The sequence below is a fragment of the Butyrivibrio sp. VCB2001 genome (genome assembly GCF_000423965.1).
Lineage (GTDB): Bacteria > Bacillota > Clostridia > Lachnospirales > Lachnospiraceae > Butyrivibrio.
Window position 1 is genome coordinate 93,539 of sequence record NZ_AUIZ01000003.1, and the last position, 23,445, is coordinate 116,983.

Below are 23,445 nucleotides of genomic sequence, written 5' to 3' on the forward strand. Positions count from 1 at the left end.
TTGTGCATTTGGCCTCTATGCGGGATTTATGTTAACACCGAAGGAGCAGGACAGAATAGAGTCTTACTTGAGAATTAATAGGTCAATATTGCTTTTTTATTTCGAGTGTTATAGAATGTCATCACTATGGAAAACAGAGAAAACGCCGTATTTAGGCATGAAAGAGACAGAATAACAGACGGACTGGATATTTTCTTTTGGGTGTTTAATGACTCCAGCTCCTATGTACCGACTCACTGGCATTCAGCGATGGAGGTCATGTATATCTTAGAAGGAGAGGTGGATGTTACCGTCGGCGGACAGACAACAGTCCTGCTTCCCGGGGATGTTTATCTTGTGGACTGTGCAGTTCCGCACTCGACCAAGTCACTTGACGGAAACAAAGCTGTATTGATACAGATTCCTTATCCGATTCTTGAGAGGTACATTCCGGACATAGCATCAAGGCGATTTGGATTTGACTGCCACACCAATAACCCGATCATCATGACCAAGATCATGCAGCTCATCGAGATCATCAAGCAGATGCAGGTGGTTTTTGAGATAAAGCCCGATGGAGAAATATTAAGATTCAATTCCCTGGTGTTTGAGTTCCTTTTTCAGATCTACCACAATTTTTCGCAGGAAATGGAGACGGTTGAGGCCCAGAAAGAGAATAAGACCTTCGGAAGAATACAGACGATACTCGATTATCTGGATGGCAACTATGCTTCTCCCATCAGTCTTGATGAGATCGCCAATGTTGCCTGCCTTCAAAAGGAGTATTTCTGTCACTTCTTCAAAAAGAATATGGGAATAACCTACACGAAGTATTTAAATGACCTTCGTCTGTCCAAGATCAGAGATGACCTGGTGGAGACAGACCTTCCGGTTAAGCTTATTTTGGAAAAACACGGCTTTACCAACTACAAGCTCTTCAGAAAAATGTTTAACGAAACCTTTGGCTGTACGCCTCTGGCTTATAGAAAAAAGCTCATGGAACTTTAAGATTCCATGAGCTTTAATAAATCTTTGGTATTCTGGGCTGCATCGCCCCTGTATACTGTCGATCCCGCCACAATTACGTTGGCTCCTGCAGCAATGACACTTCTTACATTTTCTTTGGTGATACCACCATCAACCTGAATATCTGTATCAAGGCCTCTTTCTGCAAGCATTGCCCTTACAGCTTTTATCCTGTCATAGCTTGCTTCGATGAAGGGCTGTCCCCCAAATCCCGGCTCAACAGTCATAACCAGAATCATATCTACCTTGTCCAGATACGGAACAAGCACCTCTACCGGAGTACCGGGTTTAATTGAGAGACCGGCTCTTTTACCAAGGGAGTGTATCTCATCGATAATGGCGTTTACATCAGGCGCAGCCTCGAGATGGAAGGTGATTATGTCTGCACCGATCTCTGCAAACTCCCTGATATATCTTATGGGATCCACTATCATCAGATGCACGTCAAAAACCTTGTCCGTCGCACTTCTGATGCTCTTTATCAGTGGCATTCCAAAGGAAATGGATGGCACAAAACTGCCATCCATAACGTCAATGTGAATATACTGAGCCCCAGCATTGTCAACATCGACAATCTGCTGGCCCAGGTTTTTAAAATCTGCTGCTAAAATTGAAGGACTTAAAATGTTCATCAACCAAGAAATTCCTTTACCTGTGCATAAACACCGTCGCCATCAAGGCCGTACTTCTTAACAAGGTCAGCTGCAGATCCGGACTCGCCGAACTTATCCTGCATACCGATCTTCTTAACAACAGTAGGGCACTCCTCAGAAAGAACATCACAAACTGCGCTTCCGAGTCCGCCGATTACAGAATGCTCCTCAACGGTAACTACCTTGCCGGTCTTCTTGGCAGTAGCTACAACAAGCTCTCTGTCGATAGGCTTGATGGTGCAGATGTTAACTACCTCTGCACTGATTCCGTCAGCTGCAAGCTTCTCAGCAGCCTCAAGTGCAGATCCAACTCCGATACCAGTAGCAATTATACTTACATCTGTGCCTTCGCGCAATACTGTTCCCTTGCCAAGTTCAAATTTGTAATCAGGTCTGTCGTTGACAACAGGGCATGCAGCACGTCCGAATCTGATATATACAGGGCCTTCATGCTCAGCTGCTGCTCTTACACAGGCTCTTGCCTCGATATCATCTGCAGGGCACATAACAACCATTCCGGGGATTGTTCTCATAAGAGCAAGATCCTCGTTGCACTGATGGCTGGCTCCGTCCTCACCTACTGTGATTCCGGCATGTGTTCCACCGATCTTAACATTGAGATGAGGATATCCGATTGAGTTACGAACCTGCTCGAAAGCACGTCCTGTAGCGAACATTGCAAATGTACTTACAAAAGGAATCTTGCCTGTTGTTGCAAGTCCTGCTGCGATTCCCATCATGTTGCACTCTGCGATACCACAGTCGATGTGACGGTCAGGGAACTCCTTCTTGAACCATCCGGTTCTTGTTGCTGCTGCAAGGTCTGCGTCAAGTACTACTACCTTGTCATTAACCTTTGCAAGCTCTATAAGTTCTTTTCCATAGCTGTCTCTTGTAGCTATCTTCTTAACTTCACTCATGCCTTAACCTCCTTCTCAACCTTCGAGCTCTTTGCCGATCTTCTCGAGATCTGCCATAGCAATAGCATACTCTTCATCATTAGGTGCTACGCCGTGCCATGATACCTGTCCTTCCATGAAGGAAACGCCCTTGCCCTTAAGGCTGTGTGCGATGATTGCTGTAGGCTGGCCCTTAGTCTCTCTGGCCTCTTTGAAGGCTGCTCTGATGGCATCAAAGTCATGTGCATCAATATTGATAACATGGAAGTTGAATGCCTCAAACTTCTTGTCAATAGGATATGGTGAACATACCTGATCAATAGGTCCGTCAATCTGAAGTCCGTTGTTATCAACGATGACTACCAGGTTGTCAAGCTTGCGGAATCCTGCAAACATAGCTGCTTCCCAAACCTGTCCCTCTTCAATCTCACCATCACCTAAAAGGGTGTAGGTTCTGTAGGACTTGTTATCGAGCTTAGCTGAAAGAGCCATACCACAAGCAACTGAGATTCCCTGACCAAGAGATCCGCTGCTCATGTCAAGTCCCGGAAGGTACTGCATACTTGGGTGTCCCTGAAGTCTTGATCCAAGCTTACGAAGAGTTGTGAGCTCCTCTACAGGGAAGTATCCGCGCTGAGCCATTACTGAGTAAAGGCCTGGTGCTGTGTGTCCCTTTGAAAGAACGAAACGATCACGATCGGGGTTCTTAGGATCCTTGGGATCAACGTTCATCTCCTCAAAATACAGATATGTGAAGATATCTGCTGCTGACAGAGATCCACCGGGATGTCCAGCCTTAGCTGCGTGAACCGCTGTAACAATGCCCTTGCGGACTTCGTTTGCAATTTTCTGCAATTCTTTGTTCTCCATAATTCCTCCTAAAACTTTTTGATTGATAATAAGGTAGTTATGCTCTCGCCGGGTGATTACTTCGCCTGACCATAATAAGCATTTGCTCCGTGCTTGCGATAGTAATGCTTGTCCTGAAGCTCCTGTGGTGCAGGCTTAACCTCAGGGTTTATCAGCTCGCAGCGGAAAGCCATCTTGGCAACTTCCTCTGTAACCACTGCATTGTGGACTGCCTCGTGAGCGTCCTTACCCCAGGTGAACACACCGTGATTCTTGCAAAGAACCGCGGGAACTGCCACAGGGTCTTTTCCCATGCGCTCAAACTCGTTTACGATAAGATGACCTGTATTCTCCTCGTAGGCGCTCTCAATCTCATCCTTGTTAAGGCATCTTACGCAGGGAATCTCTCCATAGAAATAATCTGCGTGAGTTGTTCCGTAGCAGGGAATGCTGCGTCCGGCCTGAGCCCAGCTGGTGGCATAGGACGAATGGGTATGAACAACTCCGCCCACTTCCTTAAATGCCTTGTAGATCTCCAGATGTGTGGGAGTGTCCGATGAAGGATTGAGCTTACCCTCCACCTTGTTGCCTTCAAGATCCATGACAACCATATCATCCGGAGTCATTGTATCATATTCTACGCCACTTGGCTTTATAACAAAAAGACCGCTCTCCCTGTCGATAGCGCTTACATTGCCCCAGGTAAAAGTAACAAGGCCGTATTTTGGCAGTAAAATATTCGCTTCATATACTTTTTTCTTAAGTTCTTCTAACATGATCTCACTCCATTTTTCATTATATTACGGAGCATCATTACAATGCTCCGTAAATATTGCTTTATTATTATCAAAAATTACTTGAGAGAATCTACTGCAGCTCTCTCAACTGCAAGTCCTGCATTGTAGTCCTTCATGAACTTATCAAAGCCTTCAACATCCTCTTTTACAGGATCACAGGTCTCAACCTTACCGCTCTTAAATACCTTGTTAGTAAGGTACTGCTCTAAGGTCTCACCCTCTTCCTTCTGGCACATAAAGCCTGCAAGAATTGCCTGTCCCCAAGGGCCGCCCTCTCCTGCTGTCTCCATGAGCTTGATGGATGTGTTAAGAGCTGCTGCCATTACTCTGTCGCCAACTCCTCTAACCTTGAAGAATCCGCCCTGTCCAAAGAAGAAGTCTGCCTTGACGTTCTCTTCCTTCATAAGGATGTCATTACCAACCTTAAGTGCTCCGAGAGCTGTGTAAAGATGTGTTCTCATGAAGTTTGAAAGGTTGAACTTATCGTCAGGTCTTCTGACAAAGAGAGGTCTTCCTTCGTTGAAGCCTGTAATGCTCTCACCTGAGAAGTAGTTGTATGCAAGGAGTCCGCCACAATCAGCATCACCTTCCATAGCCTTGCGATAAAGTGTTCCGTAAAGTGTATCGTCATCAACATCCTTGCCGATAGCGCCCGCGAACTCTCTAAAGAGTCCTACCCACGCGTTGAGGTCGGATGTACAGTTGTTGCAGTGTACCATGGCAACTTCTTCGCCGCTTGGTGTTGTAACAAGGTCCAGCTCAGGATATGCCTTTGAAAGACTGTGCTCAAGAACTACCATTGAGAATACTGATGTGCCGGCTGAGATATTACCTGTTCTTACGCCAACGGAATTGGTTGCAACCATACCTGTTCCTGCATCTCCCTCAGGAGGACATACTGCGATGCCTGCCTGAAGTGTTCCTGTAGGATCAAGCTTTTTAGCGCCTTCCTCAGTGAGCTTGCCTGCTGATACGCCTGCAGGAAGTGACTTCGGAATAATGTCTCTGATCTTCCAGCCCAGGTTCTTAGGAGCGATGAGCTCGTCGAACTGATCCAGCATCTTCTCATTGTAGCTGCAGGTAGCTGAATCGATAGGGAACATTCCTGATGCATCGCCGACGCCCAGAACCTTCTCCCCTGTGAGCTGCCAGTGAACGTAGCCTGCCAGTGTTGTGAAGAAGTCGATCTTGGAGATGTGCTCCTCACCGTTTAAGATTGCCTGATAGAGGTGTGCAATGCTCCATCTTTGTGGAATGTGATATCCGAAAAGATCTGTGAGCTTCTCTGAAGCTTCTTCTGTTATTGTGTTTCTCCAGGTCCTGAAAGGTACAAGGAGATTTCCGTCCTTATCAAATGCCATGTAACCGTGCATCATTGCTGAGAATCCCATGGCTCCTACTGTAGTGAGTTTCTCACCGTACTGCTTCTCAACATCTGCTGCCAGGTTCTTGTAGCAGTCCTGAACTCCGCCCCATACATCATCCAGGGTGTAGGTCCAGATTCCGTTGTCCAGTCTGTTCTCCCAGCTGTGTGACCCTGAAGCGATAGGATTGTACTCCTCATCAGTGAGCACAGCCTTTATCCTGGTTGATCCAAACTCGATACCAAGATATGTCTTCCCCTCTGCTATAGCCTTTTTTGCATCTCCCATAAATTGCCTCCATTCTGCCGGCGCTGCCCGGCTTTCTCCTTTATTTTCCCTTTACTATGTTTATTCTCTGCTCTCTGAAACCGATGCCCTGAGAATTACATCCTCTTCAAATTCGTAGGTAGCATTAAAATACAGCTTACCTTCGTGGATCATTCTGATCATGTTGGTTGCAGCCTTTTCGCCGAGCTTCTCCTTGGGGTGAGGGATCGATGAGATGGTAACTCCTCCAACGCCAAGCCTTGACATGTCCGAATCATCCATCCCGATGACCGACATATCTTCCGGGACTTTAATGCCTATGTCAGAAAGCATCTCGATCAGCATGCCTGCCACCTGGTCGTTATAGCAAAAGACTGCAGTGCAATCCTTAAGTCTATCCTTCATTCCGGCTAAAGACTCTTTTCCATTCCTGATGTCTATGGTATCTATCCAGTTGACGTGCTCATAGGCAAAAGGAAGTCCGGCTTCCATTACAGCCTTTAAATATCCTCTGTAGCGCTCTCTTCCCTGTCCATCGTCCAGCTTAAGGATGCATCCGATATTCCTGTGTCCCGCCTCAATCAGCGCTGTGACTGCTCTGTAGGCACACTCCGCATCGTTTAAGGAAACATGGGGGATATCAAGCTCCGGATAAAAAGTATTTATGAAAAGAATCTTTACATTCTTCTCCCGTAGCTGTGTGTACAACTCCATGTTCGGATTTGGAAGAGCGCTCTTAACCGGCTCCATGATTATCCCTGCAATATCGTTTCTCTGAAGAAGATCCTCTAAGATCTGCCTCTCTCTGGTGACGGTATTATTGGTGAAGGAAAGCTGCATGGAATAGCCCTTTTCGCTGAGGTTACTCTCAATTCCCCTGATGGTGCTCGGGAAAATGTAGTCATCAACATAGGTTGTGACTACTGCAACAACATTCCTCTCTCCCTCTTCTGCACGAAGATCAACCACATAGGTTCCGCTTCCCCTGCGGCTCTCCAATATCCCATCCTCCACCATCTGCGCAATGGCATGTCTGATGGTCTGGCGGCTTAAGTTAAACTCCTCGCTCAGCTCGTTCTCAGACGGGATCTTAGCTCCCGGGATAAGTTCTCCGTTATCTATTTTCTTTGTTATCCATTCAATTACGTTTACGTATTTAGCCACGATTTTTCCCACATAAAAAGACATTAACAACCTGCACAACCATGTTCCCATAGCCTGTACTAATCGTCAATGTCAAAAATAAACATTTTTATCAAGTTGTATATGTACAAATTTTCAAATTACATCGAAGACAGTCTTGAATAAAAGAATAAATATTGCTGCATGATTCCGTTATATGGGGCATATTTATCAAACATAAATCCGTTTGGATAGTGATTCTCAAGCACCCTGTTGATCCATACATCCTTAGGGAAGGCATCCAGTCTGTGGTAACCAAAGAGTATCTCGCAGTTGGCAACCTTAACTCCTACACCGAACAGCTTAAGAAGCTCTTCCATAAGTGCCTCGTCATCAAGAGACTCATAAGCCTTAAGATCTACAGCTCCGCTTGCCACGTCCATGGCAGCCTTTTGAATGTACTTATCTCTATATCCGAGGCTGCAGGATGAGAGCTGATCCAAAGACAGCCCGGCCAGCTTCTCCGGTGTTGGAAATGAGTAGATGGGCTTCCCTTCAGCATCCTCTTTAATAACATCTCCCGCCATGGCGCAGAGCTTCTCAATAGAAGCCTTAATCGCTGGAATGTTCTTACGCTGAGAGATGATAAAAGAGATTAGCATCTCCCAAGGGTCCTGCCTTAAGATCCTGATTCCCTTTCCAAACTCAGCAGCTGCAAAAAGATATGGATCTTCCTCTTTATCAATCCTATTTCTCAGGCTCCTATAGTCCAGGTCCAGATCGAAGTACCCCCTCCAGAAGCTGTCAAACTCATCCTTACTGCAATCAAGCTCATACTCGCTATTACCCAGGCTCTTTATGAAAAGATTCTTATCAAGAGCTGTGGCGCTGTAGCCATCGGCCATTGCATTGAATCTGAAGCACTGTCCGCTGTCTGCTATTTTTGAAAGATCAAAATCATCCTTAATGGTAATCTTCATAATTACTCCGCTTTATCCATATCGTCCAGGTATCCTCTGTCCCAGAGCATGATGTTCAACTTCCTGGCAAGTTCCACTGCCGGCTGCGTAAAGTACTGGTTGGTCATGACAACGCCGACCATTCTGTCGTAGTAATCACGGCCTGCATAGACCTCCTGAACAGCCTTAACGCCGATTGGCTTGTCATAGCATTTGCACTGAACAGCGTAGGTAATACCATCTTTCTCAGCCAGAATGTCTGCTCCGAAGTCTCCGCTTCCCTTGGTGACTTCCACTTCCAGAAAGCCGTTGGCCTTCAAAAGGTCTGCGCAGTAGTACTCAAAATCATGACCTTCCATCTCGTCCATAGGAAGTTCATGGGGCAGTCTTTTTATGACTGCCCTCACCACAAGCACAACCAGAAGCACGATGATAATTGCAAGGATCAGATATAGGATCACTACAGGTATCTGTGTCATTAGAGTTTAAGATCTCCTTCTTTTACCCATCCAAGCTTCATGACGCCCTTGTGGATCACCAGTGAAAGAACTGCAGGAAGCACGAATGAAATAAGAACAAGTCCCAACCAGTCAAAGCCTGTGATGGCTGCCTTGGTTCCATTTGCTATGTCATTAACCCAGCCGGTGTAAACGCCAATCTGTCCTACAAGTCCACAGGTTCCCATTCCTGATGATACAGGAGCTCCGTTCATCTGAAGCCTGAAGATGCATGTTGCTATCGGTCCTGTGATGGCCGATGCCAGTGTAGGCGCGATCCATACTCGTGGGTTCTTGATGATGTTGCCCATCTGGAGCATTGAGGTTCCGATCCCCTGTGAAACAAGGCCTCCCCACTTATTCTCCTTAAAGGAAATAACTGCAAAGCCCACCATCTGAGCACAGCATCCTGCTACAGCCGCTCCGCCAGCAAGGCCTGTAAGTCCAAGGGCCGCACAGATAGCTGCAGAAGAAATAGGAAGTGTAAGCGCCATACCAACAACCACTGAAACTATGATTCCCATGAGGAACGGTTGCTGCTCTGTTGCCCACATGATAATGTTTCCAACCCACATTGCTGCTCTTCCAAGCGGTGGTGCAATGAGCCATGAGAGGAACACACCCACTGCTATTGTAACAAGTGGAGTGACCAATATATCGACCTTAGTCTCTTTTGAAACTGCTTTTCCGAATTCAGCGGCGATTATTGCCACAAAAAGAACTGCCAGAGGACCGCCGGCTCCGCCCAGCGCGTTCGCAGCAAATCCAACTGTGATCATTGAGAAAAGAACCAGTGGCGGACACTGAAGTGCGTAACCTATAGCTACTGCCATTGCCGGACCACTCATTGCTGTTGCAAGGCCACCAACCGTGTACTCAACGCCTGCAACCGTAGCAACTGTCTTCATTAGAAAAGGTATGTGAAACTGTGTACCGATGGTATTGATGATAGTACCAATAAGAAGGGAACAAAAAAGTCCCTGTGCCATTGCTCCCAAAGCGTCAATACCATAACGCCTTAAGGAAATCTCGATGTTTTTCCTCTTCAAAAACTCTTTCATAACTCATTCTCCTCCAGTCGGCGCCGCACCTTATTGTGGGTCGCCGCATTTATTTGGAAAATGGTATCATATCCTCTGCCATTTCTCAAGCATCACTACCGATAACCTCCACCAGACTGCTTATTGCTTTGCTAATATGCTTATCTTTATGAACGAATATCTGTGAGTAAATGGGAAAAGAGCTGCCTCTCCAGTCCAGTCTTTTGAGGCTCCCATTCTCCACTTCTCTTGTCGCAGTCATATCCGGAATAAATGCGATTCCCAAGCCATTAGAAGCAAATTGCTTGAGTATTTCCTTGCTGCTGGTTTCTATCAGGGATTTGCCTTCTACCCCGCATTTCGCCAGATCCTCAAAGAGCATATGCCTGAAACTGCAATTATGCCCAGTCAGAAGTAACGGATAATCTGCCAGGTCCTTCTCTTTTATCTTCTTCCCCACAAGCGGATGATCCGGCGAAGCATAAAAGCCCAGCGTCTCTGCTTTCTTATACAGCATGGTCAGTCTGTCATCCTCCATGTAAGGATTTAATGTGTAAATCAGGTCCAGTTCCCCTTTTTGCAGCATATCCGGAAATGTATCATGCGTAATGAACACCAACCTGATATCTATTCCAGGAACCTCTTTTCTATACTTCATCAGCGCCTTCGGAACGCGGTTATAGCACAGAGATTCGGAAACGCCTATCTTAAGCACCCCCGTCGGCTCTTCCTCATCCGATATTTCAAGATGAATCTCACGCTCCAGCTGAAGCATCTTTTCCGCATATGCTATTAGCTTTTCTCCCTGCGGTGTAAGAACAATCGTCTTACCCAGTCTGTCAAACAGCAGGCAGCCAAGCTCTTCCTCCAACTGCTTGATCTGCGTTGTCACCGTGGATTGTGCATAGCCAAGGCTATCAGCTGCTGCCGAGAAACTCTTTTGCTCTGCAATTTTCAAAAACGTACTTAACTGAGTTATTGTCATGATCACTATACCCCTTGAATTCAATTATTTTGAACGTTTACATTGTTTGTTTCAATTTTACAGATATATGCTTCAGCGTTATTATACATTCAAAATAGAGCGAACACAAGGAGGTACCACAAATGAACGAATTATGTATGATCATCAAGGATACGGTAGAGCCAAATTTCCTTAACATCCGCACCGCAATAAGGGCTTATGACAGGGATGCTCTCTGCGTAGGCGCGCCTTGCTGGAGATGGGCTTACCACGCACTTCATTCTGCGGACAAATGGTTTATCAACCCATTCGATTATGAAGAGCCTTCATTTCATGTAGAAGGATTGGACAATCCGGATGTTCAATGCGATGTTGTCCTTTCAGACGAAGAGCTTCTTGCCTATCTTGATTCTATTGAAAAGAAAACGCTGGAGTACCTGGACACTCTCACAGACGAAATGCTTTACGAAAAGCCAAAGGATTGCAAATATACCAGAATGGAACTAGTTCTCAGGCAGTACAGACACCTCTCATTCCACACCGGAATGTTAAACGGACAGACAGCCCTGGCAACCGGACAGTTTCCCATGTGGGTTTCAGAAACCGAGCAGTTTCTGGATGACGGAATACTCTTTGGAAGATACAGGAAGTACAGAGTATGAATGGAAAAAGACCTCTCGTCCGCCTATAGACGAGAGGCCTTCTCTATAATCTGTTCGTAATTCGAATCTATGACTTCAATATGTTCACCTGTCTTTGCAAATCCTTCAATAAATCTTTTGTTATCTGCTTTTATCCAATCGGGCGTGCAATACGAATCATCCAATCTTGATTCTATGTCGGAAGCATGATCCTTGATCTTATCGAAATTCGCATCTATGTATCTGTCTGTCAGCGCAAGACAAATAAATCTGATATCCTGCAGATAATCTTCGCTGAAATCCCTGCGCCAGTCAAAGGGAATATAGCAGCCTTCAACAATCAGATTCTGCTTGTTCTCAATAGCAGTCTTTATCATTTCCCGTACTATCGGCCAAATATACGTCGTCATCTCCTCATCATCTTCCGGAGTAAGTTGAGTATTTCCGCTTCTGATAAGTCCCATCTTCAGATGATCAATAGACAGGTACGGATATTTGTATTTTTCAAGCATCCGCTGAGCAAGTAATGTCTTGCCTGTATGTGATGCTCCTGTTATAAATATTACCACGCAATGGTTCTCCTTACTTGTGAATGACTGTATTTATCCTGCACGGCTTAAAGCCAACGCTGAGCGCAGTTTTCTGCGAACCTGCATTTGTTTCAGCATGTGCCCACACGGGTCTCCTGCCTTGCTGCATGATTTCTTCACACATCCTGTACGCAAGGTATGATGCCAGTCCATGGTGCCTATGCGCTTCAGCAGTCTCAACTCCGATATCCACTTCTTCAGGACTAACAGCACTGGAAAATGCCACCGCAGCAAAGCTGCCATCCGCCTTATTTCTGGCGATGAATCCGAATCCATATCGAAGAAACGTATCGCTGTCTTTCCAGGAAAAAGAGGGTGTGATTCTTCCACGGATGTCACCTATATTGTCTGCTGTGATGCGCTCAACAACATAGTTATCATCAAGTATCGGCAGGTGTTCAGGAATCCCGCAATGTGTATATTCAATTCTCTTATCAATTCGAAGGTCGTTATTGCCTGAATAGTAATTCGAAACAAGCTCCGAGTCTGTTATCAATACAAATCTTCGTTCCGTATCAGGTACAAAAAACTTTTGATATACTTCTTCAAGAACATCCTCACTCACATTCCCAGAGATATATGCAAAGCCGCAATAATGCCAGAACAATGTGCATCCTTTATCATCTGTGTATATATCCCCGTCCTGAGTCCCGGTCACAATTGACATTGGATAAACACGGTTCGCAATACACTCATTAGCAAATTCAAGGTGTCCTTTATATTTATTTCTATTCGCTCTCTTGATCATATTTCTCGTATTTTCCCTGTTGTATTTTCCTTATCAACTATTTCCAACAGGCATGTATTTCAATTACCACCTGTTGGAATTTGAATATACGTATTTTCAACAGGCTATTATCCTGCTTTCTTCCTGTTGGTTTTGACAAAAACAACATCTCCAACAGGGAGATTCAGCTAAAATCATCTGTTGGAATTGATAAAAACAGCGTTCTCAACAGGGAGGTACAGCTAAAATCATCTGTTGGAATTGATAAAATCAGCATTCTCAACAGGAAAAATCCGGCCGCAATGATTTGAGTTTTCGCATCCCACCACTACTTCACAAGGAAGTTCCGCTCTCGCCCCCAAAATACGGGGGCTCTCCGGAACGACTGCTTCTGTAAACTCAGACTGCGCTCAGCTTGTCTTCGTTAACAGACAGCATGTCTCCACATGTACGCTCCAGCTGAACATATCGCAGGGGCGCACCTTCTTTATCTCATAGCCGCCATCGCACAGGATGCGCAAATCTCTTGCAAGAGTTGCGGAGTCGCAGCTCACATAGACGATGCGATCGGGCTGCATCTTGAGCATGGTCTCAAGGCAGGCGCTGTCGCACCCTTTACGGGGCGGATCTACTACGATTACGTCAGGATGAAGCGCAGCATCTGACACAGAATCGCCCTCTGCGCCAAGCCTCTTCTTCTCATAAAACTCAGGCAGAACCTCCTCAGCCTTACCACAGTAGAAGTCCGCGTTATCAAGTCCATTCCTGTCAGCATTTCTCTTGGCATCTTCCACGGCATCCGGAATAACCTCGACTCCGTAGACATGGCCTGCTGCCTTTGCCATGGATAAAGAGATGGTTCCGATTCCGCAGTAAAGGTCCCAGACAGTCTCCTGTCCCGTAAGATGAGCATACTCTATGGCCTGTCCATAGAGCTTCTGGGTCTGAACAGGGTTAACCTGATAGAACGACAAGGGCGAAATCTCAAATTCAAGCCCGCACAGAGTATCAGATATGGTATCCGCTCCCCAGATCGTGCGGATCTTAAGTCCCATGATCACGTTTGTCTTCTCTGTATTTATGGAAACGGAAATACTGGTCATTCCGTCAATCTCAGCAAGTTTCTCAGTAAGCTCGCTCTGTCCCGGAATATACTCTGCGCCTTTTCCGGAGAAATTGATCACAAGGCACACCATGATCTGTCCACTGGTAAAGCCCTTCCTTATCAGCACGTGCCTTAAAAGCCCCTTGCCACTGACTTCGTCGTAGGCAGAGACCTTATATTTTTCCATGTGGGCCAGGATAATATCGAGAATCTCCTGATTCTCTTTTACCCCGATAAGGCAATCCTTAACAGGGATGATGCTGTGGGTTCTTCCTGCATAGTATCCGGCAACCGGCTTTCCATCCTTGCCCGTGCCGATCGGGTACTGGGCTTTGTTCCTGTATCTCCAGGGCTCGTCCATTCCGATGATGGGCTCCATGACACTGTCAACAAAAGCTTCATCAAAACCGCCCAGACGCACAATGTTGTTCCTGACCTTGTTCTGCTTGAACTCAAGCTGTCTCTCATAGGTCATGTTCTGGATCTGGCAACCGCCGCACTGACGGGCAATGGGGCACTTAGCTTCCTGCCTGAACGAAGAAGCCTCCAGCACTTTCTCAAGATGCGCATAAGCATAATTCTTCTTGGCCTTCATGACCTTGGCACTGACCTTATCGCCAATTACCGCATCTTTAATAAAGAGGGTATAGCCATCTATTTTGCCTATGCCCTCTCCGTCATTTCCGATATCGACGATGTCCACAGTCAGAACATCGTCCTTCTTATAAAGAAAATTTTCTTTTCCCATTTATAACCTCTCACATGGAAGTTCTGCTCACTCGCTACGCCAATGCAATCTATGAAGCTCGCCCTCTCTCTCAAGCCCGGCAAAGTCATTCTGCCTGAGGGCCTCGTAGAGCACAATCGCCACAGAATTGGACAGGTTCAGAGATCTTATATCCTCGCCCATCGGTATCCTGATGCAGGTTTCTTCGTTGTCCACCAGGATCTCCTCAGGAATTCCCGCGCTCTCTTTTCCGAACATGATAAAGTCGTCCATGCCAAAAGACACTTCGGCGTAGGTGCGCTTTGCCTTGGTGGTGGCGTACCATATCTTAGCCCCGGGGTGCTTCTCTATAAAATCCTGATAGTCCATGTATCTTGTGACATCGAGTTTTTCCCAGTAATCCATCCCGGCTCTCTTTAGCTCTTTTTCTCCGAGGCGAAAGCCCAGGGGTTCTATTAGGTGAAGACTTGTGCCTGTTGCAACGCAGGTTCTTCCGATATTGCCGGTGTTCTGCGGAATCTCCGGCTGGTGCAGTACTATGTGCATTTATTACTCCTCGTCATCAGCATCCATCGCTGCAGACTTAGGGAGCGAGAAGATGAACTCAGTTCCAACGCCCTGAGTACTGATAACATTGATATTTTCGTCGTGGGCCTTTATGATCTCTTTTACAATTGCAAGGCCAAGGCCGGTGCCTTTCTTGTCCTTACCTCTTGAGGCGTCGGACTTGTAGAATCTGTCAAATACGAGCTTTAAGTCTTCCTTGGGGATTCCGATACCGCTGTCCTTGACTGATACGAAGACCTTGCTGTGCTTCTCGGTGGTCTCGATCTTGACAGAGGAGTCGTGATGGCTGAACTTGATGGCGTTGTCCACCAGGTTGTAAAGCACCTGCTGTATCTTGTCAACGTCAGCATTTACCAGCATTTTGTCATCTGTCAGCACAAGCTCGATGGCGATATTCTTGTCCATACAGGTTCCGCCAAAAGACTCTGCAACCTTCCTGATGACACTGTTGATGTCAAAGTCGACCTTCTTAAGCAGCATTCCCTTGGTGCTCATGTTGTTGAGTGTAAGTAGCTCGTTGGTGAGCTTGGTCAGTCTGTCGGTCTCGTTGATCACTATCCCAAGGTACTTCTCATGCATCTCGGGAGGAATGGTTCCATCCTGCATTGCCACAAGATAACCTCTTATGGATGTAAGAGGAGATCTGAAATCGTGGGAAACATTGGCAACCAGTTTCTTCTGATCATCCTCGGAACGGGCGATCTCACCTGCCATGTAAGACAAAGAAGCCGCAAGGTATCCCATCTCATCCTCAGACTCCACCGAAAACTCATAGCCCATATTTCCGGCTGCATACTGCTCAGTAGCTCTTGTTATCTTACGAAGCGGCACATATACCAGCTCCGTAAAGAAGATAAGGATTATCAAAGACAGCAGGAAAAGAACTATCAGCATCAGGTAAGAGATGTTGAGGAAAGTGTTGGCTTTTTTCTCCAGCGCAGCTATCGGTGTGTGGATAACAACATAGGCCTGAACCTTATAATTGGCGGTTATCGGCGCAAATACACTCAGCATTTCCTGGTTAAAAGAGCTCCAGAAATCCCCGGTAGTATAGTAGCTAGAGCCTGTGATTGTCGGATCAAAACCGGTTATCACAATCTCTTTTCCCGGTTCAAGCATCCTTGAGGAGTCAAGAACCAGTCGGCCCGAAGGATTGACGATCCATATTGGGGAGTTATCCATGTACTTGGACAGCGAGGAAAGTTCTCCGTGAACTGTCTCTAGGGACGTCTCCGAATTGTAAAGATCTGCAGCATAGGTGTTGGCTATCTGTGTGGCAACCTGGTACATGTTATCCGCCTTGTCGCGCCTTAAGCGGTCAAGAGTCATACTGTACACAAAGGTCGCAACCACAATAAAACCAAATATGCCGAACAAAAGATATGCCAGCAGAAATTTGATGTAAAGGGTCCGTTTCATTTACTGTTGTACCTCAAATTTATAGCCGATTCCCCAGATGGTAGCCAGTCTCCACTTGTCGTGGTCATTCAGCTTCTCACGAAGTCTCTTGATATGAACATCTACTGTTCTTGTATCTCCGATGTACTCATAGCCCCAGATCTGGTCAAGAAGCTGTTCTCTGGTAAATACATGGTTTGGAGATGCAGCAAGGAAGTACAAAAGCTCCAGCTCCTTGGGTGGCATGTCAACTCTCTCGCCCATGTAGGTTACTGAGTAGTTGGTCATATTGATCTCAAGGTCAGGGTATCTTACAACCTTGTCATCCGACTCCTGAACCTCCTGAACCTGAGGTTTGTATCTTCTAAGGACAGCTTTGACTCTTGCCACAAGCTCTTTTGAATCAAAGGGCTTCTCCATGTAGTCGTCAGCCCCCATCTCAAGGCCAAGAACCTTATCAAAGACTTCTCCCTTGGCGGAGAGCATGATCACAGGCACCTGGCTCTTGGTCCTTAACTCTCTGCAGACCTGGTATCCATCGATGCCGGGAAGCATTAAGTCAAGCAGCACCAGGTTTGGCTTAAAGGTGTCAAAGGTGTTGATGGCTGTCTCGCCGTCGTTGCAGATCTTGGTCTCAAAGCACTCTTTTACCAGGTAAAGAGAAATGAGCTCTGCAATGTTGTTATCATCATCTACGATTAAAATTTTCTGTTTGCTAACCATTTACTATTCCCCTCTTACTTTATAAAAGTAACAATTGTAACCCCTGCATCTCCCTCGCCGAACTCGCCCAGCTTAAAGGATTTGACATAGGGTACCCCCTTAAGATATTGATGCACAGCCTGCCTTAAGGCTCCTGTGCCTTTTCCGTGAACGACTCTTACATTATTAAGATGTGACATGTAAGCATCGTCCAGGTATTTATCCAAAGCAGCGACTGCGTCATCGCTGTTTTTTCCTATAAGATTGATCTCCGTCCTGATGGTCGAAGCCTTGGAGAGGTCCATCTTGCCGCCTCCCGAGGTGTTCCTGCCGTAGAACTTCTTCATGGCAGCCTTGGGATCCTCATCTCCAATGAGTACCAAATCTCTGATGTTAGCCTTGGTCTTCATGATTCCGCACTGGATAAAGAGATTTCCATCCTTGTCGGGCTTGGATGAGATGGTTCCCTTAAGTCCCATGGACACGATCTTTACGCTCTCACCGAGCTTGAGCTGAGACTCCTTGAGTATCTGGTGATCAGCCGGAAGCTCTTTTTTCTTAGTGATTGCCTTGTTCTTGTCGGATATCTTCTCGTTGAGCTTCGTCCTTGTTCTCTCAAGGTCCTGCATGGAAGCATTCGGACCGGCTTTTCTGTATACCTTGATGGTCTCGTCGGCAACGTCTTTGGCTTCCTGAAGGATCTGCCTTGCCTGCTCGTGGGCTTCACGCAGGATATCTTCCTTCTGCCTGTCCAGCTTGTCCGTCTTCTGCTCGAGCTGTCTGCGAAGCTCCTCTGCTTCCTTCTTGTACTGTTCTATCTCAAGGCGCTCGTTCTCGATGGTCTTACGGCTCATCTCGAGATCTGCGATAAGATCCTCAAAGCGCTTGTCCTCTGTGCTTATCTGCTCACTGGCTGCCTCGATGATCCTGTCGGGGAGCCCGAGCTTTGAAGAAATGGCAAAAGCATTACTCTTACCGGGAAGTCCTATCAGCAACCTGTATGTGGGCTTTAGAGACTCGACATCAAACTCGCAGCTTGCGTTCTGAACGCCCTTTGTGTTGAGGGCATAGACCTTGAGCTCTGAGTAGTGAGTAGTTGCCAGGGTTCTGATCTTACGCTTGTGCAGGTCATTCAGTATTGAGATCGCAAGAGCCGCACCCTCTGTAGGGTCAGTTCCCGCACCCAACTCATCGAAGAGACACAGACTGTTCTCATTGGCATTTTCCAGAATTGCCACCGTGTTTGTCATGTGTGATGAGAAGGTTGAAAGCGACTGCTCAATACTCTGCTCATCACCGATGTCCGCATAAACCTCTTCAAACACCGACAGTTCCGACCTGTCCGCAGCAGGTATCGCAAGCCCGGCCTGTCCCATCAGGGTCAAAAGACCTACCGTCTTTAATGTAACTGTTTTACCGCCGGTATTTGGTCCCGTTATTATCAGCATATCAAAGTCACGGCCGGCATATACGTCGATGGGAACCACCTTGTCTTTTGCAATAAGAGGATGTCTTCCCTTCTTGATATCAAAAATGTGCTGCTCGTTAAATACAGGTGTAATGGCATTTATCTCCAGGGCATAGGAGGCCTTGGCAAAGATAAAGTCAAGGTCTGTCATGATCTCGCAGTTGTACCTGATGGCATCAACATGTTCAGCCACTGAAAGGCTGAGCTCCATGAGGATCTTCTCAATCTCGGCGCTCTCCTGAAGTGCCATCTCGCGGATCTTGTTGTTGAGCTCAACAACCGCCGCCGGCTCAATAAAGAGTGTTGATCCCGAGGAAGACTGGTCGTGAACAAGACCGTTTACCTGGGATTTGTACTCAGCTTTTACCGGAATACAGTATCTGTCTCCTCTGACTGTAACCACTGCATCCTGAAGATAGGTGCGCAGTGAACCGTTTATCATTCTGTTCAGCTGCTCATGAATGCGGTCATTGGCCAGCATCATTCCGCGCCTAATATGCCTTAGCGCAGGGCTAGCGTCAGAGCTCATCTCATCTTCAGACACGATGCACCTTCTGATCTCCGCTGACACAAAGGTAAGGGGCTCGAGCATCTGGAAGGACTCTGTAAGGGAGTCTCCCTCTTCATCATCTCTTGGCGGTCTTCCGTAGCTCTTTACTCTGTTTACGTTATCAAGGAATGAAGCAAGCCTAAGAAGAGATGCCATATCAAGGGATGATCCGATCTTCAGCGCTTTTAAGATCCCGCCAAACTCCTTGTTGTCGCCAAAGTTTACGGATCCTTTTTTGAAGATCCTTGCAATGGCGTCATTTGTCTTTTGCAGGTTCTTTCTGATCTCTTTGATATCAGAAGACGGCTCAAGCTCAAGACAGAGCTTTCGCCCGGGGTCTGATGTTGCGTGTTCCGCCAGTTTTTCAATTATCTTGTCGTACTCAAGTACGTGTAATGCTTTTTTGTTCATTTCTAAAACCTTGTTTTTCTGCCTGTTTACATAATTGTCCAAATTACAGTTTACCATTTTAAGCGCTCCGTGACTAGTGAGCCAATCTATAATATAATGTATGTAATATTTTGAGCTTGGAAGGTAAAAAGACATGCCTCTTAATCAGGATGAGAAAAAAGAAGTATTGGCGGACACCGGGTTTATCAGTGAGAAGATAAAACAGCGCCCCATAAACAGGAAGAAACTCTTAAGAAGAACAGCCATCACGTTCTTTCTTGCCATAGTATTCGGAATAGTTGCGTGCTTTACGTTCCTGTTCCTGCAGCCGGTCTTCAGCGACAGGCTCTATCCGGAAGCTGAGCCGGAGCCCATCTCCTTCCCGGAGGAAGAGGTTCAGGATGAGCTTACTCCCGAGGAGATGTTTGCAGACGAATTTCAGATAGCGGAGGTCGAAGCCCAGTATCTCGAGGCCAATCAGAAGGATCAGATCGATGAGGCAATCGCTTCCTACGCCTTTTCTGCTTCCGACTATTCTAAAATGATGTACTCTCTTAAGAGCGTTGCCCAGAGCGTAGGCACCAGCATAGTCACAGTGACTGCTGTTTCCAACGACACCAACTGGTTCAGCGAATCCTTTGAGAGCAGCGGATCTGCTTCAGGCGTCATCATCGCCAACAACGGCTCCAGCTACTTTATCGTTGTTCCTTCATCAGCCATAAGCGAAGCCGAGAGCATAAAGGTAACTTTTGTCGATGGCTCCATGGCCAATGCAGAGCTCAAGCTCGCCGATGACGTAACAGGCCTTAGTGTCATCAGCGTCAGCAGATCGGATCTGACAGAGAACACCAGGAATAAGGTCACCACTTCCTTCCTCGGAAGCTCCAACAACGGCACAATGACAGGTCTTCCCGTCATCGCAGTCGGCAGCCCCATTGGAATTCAGGGTTCCATCTCCTACGGTATCATCACCTCCGAGAAGACAACCCTTAACCTTGAAGATTCCTACTACAAGCTCCTGACCACAGACATCTATGGAAGTACCCTAGGAAGCGGAGTACTCGCCAACCTGAACGGCCAGGTTATCGGTATTATCGACATGTCCTACAACACCGAGGATCTTGAGAACCATATCTGCGCCATCGGTATCACAGAGCTAAAGACATTGTTTGAAGATCTCTCAAACGGACGGGCCAGAGCATACATGGGCATCCACGGAACCACCATTCCCGCGGACATCTTGGAACAGCAGAACATCCCTGCCGGCGCTTACATCACAAAGACTGAGCTGGGCTCTCCTGCCATGCAGGCCGGAATCCAGAGCGGAGACATAATAACCGCCATAGACGGCGTCGAAGTCAGTTCCTATGAGCAGTTCATATCCAAACTTGCGCAGTGCTCACCGGATGATATAATAACTGTTGCAGTAAAAAGACAGGCTCCAAATGATTACATAGAGCTTGATATAGAGGTGACTTTATCAAGTGCCACCCACAATTAATTTATTGTTAGAAATGAGGTTTTTATGAAATTTATCAAGGATCTTAAGCCAGGGGACAGAGTTGCTGACATCTATATGTGTAAGCACAAACAGTCAGCCACAACCAAGAATGGAAAGGAGTACTATTCCGTAACCCTGCAGGATAAGACCGGCACAGTAGATGCCAAGATCTGGGAGCCGGGTGGAGCCGGCATTGATGAGTTCGATGATCAGGACTGCATAGATGTCTTTGGCGAAGTAACCAGCTTTAACGGCGCTATCCAGATCAACATAAAGAGAGCCAGAAAGTGCTCCGAGGGAGAATATGACCTGGCCAACTTCCTTCCTGTTTCAAGCAAGGACAACGACGCAATGTATAAAGAGCTTTTGGGGATCATCGCAACTATCGAGAATCCTTATTTAAAAAAGCTTTTGGAAGAATTCTTTGTAAAAGACACAGCTTTTATCGAGAAGTTCCGCAAATCTAGCGCAGCCAAGACCGTGCACCACGGCTTTATCGGCGGTCTTTTGGAGCACACCTTAAGCGTTACCAAGCTCTGCAACTATATGGCAGGCGCTTATCCCATGCTCAAGAGAGACCTTCTTCTTACAGCAGCCATCTGCCATGACATAGGTAAGACAAAAGAGCTGTCTCTTTTCCCTGTCAACGATTACACCGATGAAGGCCAGTTCCTCGGCCACATCGTCATGGGCGCAATGATGGTCGGAGAAAAAGCCGCCCTCATCGAAGGCTTCCCCGAGCTCTTAAAGCAGGAGCTTCAGCACTGTATCGTTGCTCATCACGGAGAGTTTGAATACGGCTCACCCAAAAAGCCGGCGATCATGGAGGCTGTAGCCTTAAATCTTGCCGACAACACAGATGCCAAGATGGAAACCTTCACTGAAATCCTGCAGAATATAACCACTCCGGGATGGCAGGGATTCAACAAATTCTTTGAAACAAACATCTTCGAAACAAAGATTGACTGATTACCATTTATAGATTAACAAAAACAACTTTAGTTTTTTGTGTAAAACGACAAAAATTTAAAATATTTAAGAAAAATCTAAAATACCCATTGACGCCCAATAATCCTGTTTAGTAAAATTGCTATAACAGATGCTAGTTAACGCAATTTTTTTAGGAGGATTTGCTATGAAGAAGAAAGTTTTGAGTATTCTATTAGCCGGATGCATGTCAATGGGTATTCTTGCAGGCTGCTCAACAACAACTGTTGAGGAAGCAGGCGAAGCTACTCCCGCAGAACCGGCAGCAGACACAGCTGCAGCTGAGACCACCTCAGAGTCATCAACCGAGACCCTTGCAGGTGAAGGTGATCAGACAATCCACGTATTCCTTTACATGCAGGAGCATGAGAAGGAAATCTATCAGCAGCTCATCGATGAGTTCGTTGAAGAGCACAAGGATCAGGTTAAGGAAGTTGTATTCGAAGTTACAACACAGGATGAGTACAACCAGAAGATGATCGCCAACATGACAGCAGGCGATATGCCTGATGTATTCTATGTAGGACCTGCAGCAGTTCGTTCTTATGTAGACAACGGTTACATTCTTCCACTTGACAACTATGTGGACGATGCAACAATCAGCAGCATTTGGGGAACCACTCAGGAAATCTACCGCTATGACGGCAGCGAGATCGGCAAGGGTTCACTCTACGCATTCCCTAAGGATCTTTCCTGCTTTGCATTTGCTTACAACCAGGACCTCTTCGACGAGGCAGGTCTTGAATATCCCGATCCTAACAAGCCTTACACATACGCAGAGTTCGAGGAAGTATGCAAGGCCCTTACAAAGGATAAGGACGGCGACGGAGAAATTGATCAGTGGGGCGTTGCCTGCGCAGATCAGTGGGGCATGACACCTATTCTTTATTCAAACGGCGTTAAGTTCCTCAATGACGACATGACCAAGGTTAATGTTGCAAATAACCCTCAGCTCACAGAGGCTCTTACATTCTACACAGACCTTACAAAGAACGGCCTTACACCTTCAGTTGAGCAGGATACAGCTCTTGGCGGATACCAGAGATGGCTCGATGGACAGGTTGCTTTCTACGCTTGTGGTACATGGGACGTTGCAGCATTCATGGATGATGCTACATTCCCTTACAAGTGGAACCTTTGCGGATGGCCTGTAGGACCTTCAGGTGACGGAAGATCACACACATGGATGGGATCAGTTGGATACTGCGTATCAGCTACAACAGAGTACCCTGACCTCTGCGCAGAGCTTGTTTCAAAGCTTTCAACAGATGCTGACGGACAGAGAGCAGTTTCAGGTATCTCAACAGGCGCTTCAATCCAGCTTCCTAACATCACAGAGCTTGCATATGGTGAGTTCAAGGATGCTGTAAACAGCGGCAAAGTTCCTTACGCTTCAAACGTAGACGTTATCTTCGGTTACTTCGATGGAAACGACAACTACGCAGCAGCTCTTCAGGAGACAGATTACACATACAACTCAGAGTGGTTCACACCTTTCTGGTCAGGTGTATTCAACATCAAGAACGGCGATATCTCTGTTGAGGATTACCTCAAGCAGGTTGAGCCTGAGATGCAGGAACTTCTTGACGAGGCTATAGAGCTTCAGAATTCAGCTACAAAGAACGGCTGATAACCCAGTTTAGAACCAAACAGAGCCCCTCTGTATCTGATGCCGA

The 23,445-nt window shown here is 46.6% G+C and carries 22 protein-coding genes; 5 read left to right on the forward strand and 17 right to left on the reverse strand.

Features of this window, described 5'->3' with window-relative positions:
• Window positions 1–126: 126 nt before the first annotated feature.
• Window positions 127–987 (forward strand): AraC family transcriptional regulator, encoded by an 861-nt coding sequence (locus G589_RS0105140; RefSeq protein ID WP_026521330.1) that lies wholly within the window; start codon window positions 127–129, stop codon window positions 985–987.
• On the opposite strand, the gene rpe is transcribed toward G589_RS0105140, so the two are convergent.
• The 10 genes from rpe to G589_RS0105190 all read right to left on the reverse strand — a co-directional run bounded on the left by rpe (window position 984) and on the right by G589_RS0105190 (window position 10,437).
• Entirely contained in the window at window positions 984–1,640 is a 657-nt protein-coding gene (gene rpe, locus G589_RS0105145) for a ribulose-phosphate 3-epimerase (protein WP_026521331.1), read from the reverse strand. The two genes, G589_RS0105140 and rpe, sit on opposite strands and share 4 nt — an antisense overlap.
• Complete coding sequence (locus tag G589_RS0105150) at window positions 1,637–2,578, reverse strand: transketolase family protein (protein WP_022767838.1); 942 nt, start codon at window positions 2,576–2,578, stop codon at window positions 1,637–1,639. Before G589_RS0105150 ends, rpe begins: the two co-directional genes overlap by 4 nt.
• 15 nt (window positions 2,579–2,593) lie before the next feature.
• Window positions 2,594–3,427, reverse strand: a complete 834-nt coding sequence (locus G589_RS0105155; protein WP_026519087.1) for a transketolase — start codon at window positions 3,425–3,427, stop codon at window positions 2,594–2,596.
• Between the two features lie 56 nt (window positions 3,428–3,483).
• A complete protein-coding gene (locus G589_RS0105160) occupies window positions 3,484–4,182 on the reverse strand; it encodes an L-ribulose-5-phosphate 4-epimerase (protein WP_022767840.1) in 699 nt (232 codons plus the stop codon).
• Between the two features lie 77 nt (window positions 4,183–4,259).
• On the reverse strand, window positions 4,260–5,855 hold the full coding sequence (locus G589_RS0105165) for a xylulokinase (RefSeq protein WP_026521332.1): 1,596 nt from the start codon (window positions 5,853–5,855) through the stop codon (window positions 4,260–4,262).
• 60 nt (window positions 5,856–5,915) lie between these two features.
• Window positions 5,916–6,998: a GntR family transcriptional regulator gene (locus tag G589_RS0105170; RefSeq protein WP_242826423.1), complete on the reverse strand. Its 1,083-nt coding sequence runs from the start codon at window positions 6,996–6,998 to the stop codon at window positions 5,916–5,918.
• Window positions 6,999–7,117: 119 nt separating this feature from the next.
• Window positions 7,118–7,936, reverse strand: a complete 819-nt coding sequence (locus tag G589_RS0105175; protein WP_026521334.1) for a DNA-3-methyladenine glycosylase family protein — start codon at window positions 7,934–7,936, stop codon at window positions 7,118–7,120.
• Window positions 7,937–7,938: 2 nt separating this feature from the next.
• Window positions 7,939–8,394, reverse strand: coding sequence for a restriction endonuclease (locus G589_RS0105180; RefSeq protein WP_026521335.1), 456 nt, complete (start codon window positions 8,392–8,394; stop codon window positions 7,939–7,941).
• A complete protein-coding gene (locus G589_RS0105185) occupies window positions 8,394–9,473 on the reverse strand; it encodes a PTS transporter subunit IIC (protein ID WP_022767845.1) in 1,080 nt (359 codons plus the stop codon). Before G589_RS0105185 ends, G589_RS0105180 begins: the two co-directional genes overlap by 1 nt.
• An 85-nt stretch (window positions 9,474–9,558) precedes the next feature.
• Window positions 9,559–10,437, reverse strand: coding sequence for a LysR family transcriptional regulator (locus tag G589_RS0105190; RefSeq protein ID WP_026521336.1), 879 nt, complete (start codon window positions 10,435–10,437; stop codon window positions 9,559–9,561).
• Between the two features lie 122 nt (window positions 10,438–10,559).
• On the opposite strand from G589_RS0105190, the gene G589_RS0105195 reads away from it, so the two are divergent.
• Entirely contained in the window at window positions 10,560–11,078 is a 519-nt protein-coding gene (locus tag G589_RS0105195; protein ID WP_026521337.1) for a hypothetical protein, read from the forward strand.
• Window positions 11,079–11,101: 23 nt separating this feature from the next.
• Here G589_RS0105195 and G589_RS0105200 read toward each other — a convergent pair whose 3' ends face one another.
• The 7 genes from G589_RS0105200 to G589_RS0105230 form a co-directional block, all read right to left on the reverse strand.
• Window positions 11,102–11,626 carry an AAA family ATPase gene (locus tag G589_RS0105200; RefSeq protein ID WP_026521338.1) on the reverse strand — a complete coding sequence of 175 codons (525 nt, stop codon included), beginning with the start codon at window positions 11,624–11,626 and terminating at the stop codon, window positions 11,102–11,104.
• 13 nt (window positions 11,627–11,639) lie between these two features.
• Window positions 11,640–12,395: a GNAT family N-acetyltransferase gene (locus G589_RS0105205; protein ID WP_026521339.1), complete on the reverse strand. Its 756-nt coding sequence runs from the start codon at window positions 12,393–12,395 to the stop codon at window positions 11,640–11,642.
• Between the two features lie 389 nt (window positions 12,396–12,784).
• Complete coding sequence (gene rlmD / locus G589_RS0105210) at window positions 12,785–14,227, reverse strand: 23S rRNA (uracil(1939)-C(5))-methyltransferase RlmD (RefSeq protein ID WP_026521340.1); 1,443 nt, start codon at window positions 14,225–14,227, stop codon at window positions 12,785–12,787.
• A gap of 27 nt (window positions 14,228–14,254) precedes the next feature.
• Window positions 14,255–14,752, reverse strand: a complete 498-nt coding sequence (locus G589_RS0105215) for a tRNA (cytidine(34)-2'-O)-methyltransferase (RefSeq protein WP_026521341.1) — start codon at window positions 14,750–14,752, stop codon at window positions 14,255–14,257.
• A gap of 3 nt (window positions 14,753–14,755) precedes the next feature.
• Entirely contained in the window at window positions 14,756–16,192 is a 1,437-nt protein-coding gene (locus tag G589_RS0105220; RefSeq protein WP_026521342.1) for a HAMP domain-containing sensor histidine kinase, read from the reverse strand.
• Window positions 16,193–16,894: a response regulator transcription factor gene (locus G589_RS0105225; protein WP_026521343.1), complete on the reverse strand. Its 702-nt coding sequence runs from the start codon at window positions 16,892–16,894 to the stop codon at window positions 16,193–16,195.
• 14 nt (window positions 16,895–16,908) lie between these two features.
• A complete protein-coding gene (locus G589_RS0105230) occupies window positions 16,909–19,302 on the reverse strand; it encodes an endonuclease MutS2 (RefSeq protein WP_026521344.1) in 2,394 nt (797 codons plus the stop codon).
• Between the two features lie 133 nt (window positions 19,303–19,435).
• Between G589_RS0105230 and G589_RS18945 the strand changes: the two genes are divergently transcribed.
• The 3 genes from G589_RS18945 (at window position 19,436) to G589_RS0105245 (ending at window position 23,399) form a co-directional block, all read left to right on the forward strand.
• A complete protein-coding gene (locus G589_RS18945) occupies window positions 19,436–20,782 on the forward strand; it encodes a S1C family serine protease (protein WP_051192196.1) in 1,347 nt (448 codons plus the stop codon).
• 24 nt (window positions 20,783–20,806) lie between these two features.
• Window positions 20,807–21,751: a 3'-5' exoribonuclease YhaM family protein gene (locus tag G589_RS0105240; protein WP_026519101.1), complete on the forward strand. Its 945-nt coding sequence runs from the start codon at window positions 20,807–20,809 to the stop codon at window positions 21,749–21,751.
• Window positions 21,752–21,917: 166 nt separating this feature from the next.
• Complete coding sequence (locus G589_RS0105245) at window positions 21,918–23,399, forward strand: ABC transporter substrate-binding protein (protein ID WP_026521345.1); 1,482 nt, start codon at window positions 21,918–21,920, stop codon at window positions 23,397–23,399.
• Window positions 23,400–23,445: the final 46 nt, after the last annotated feature.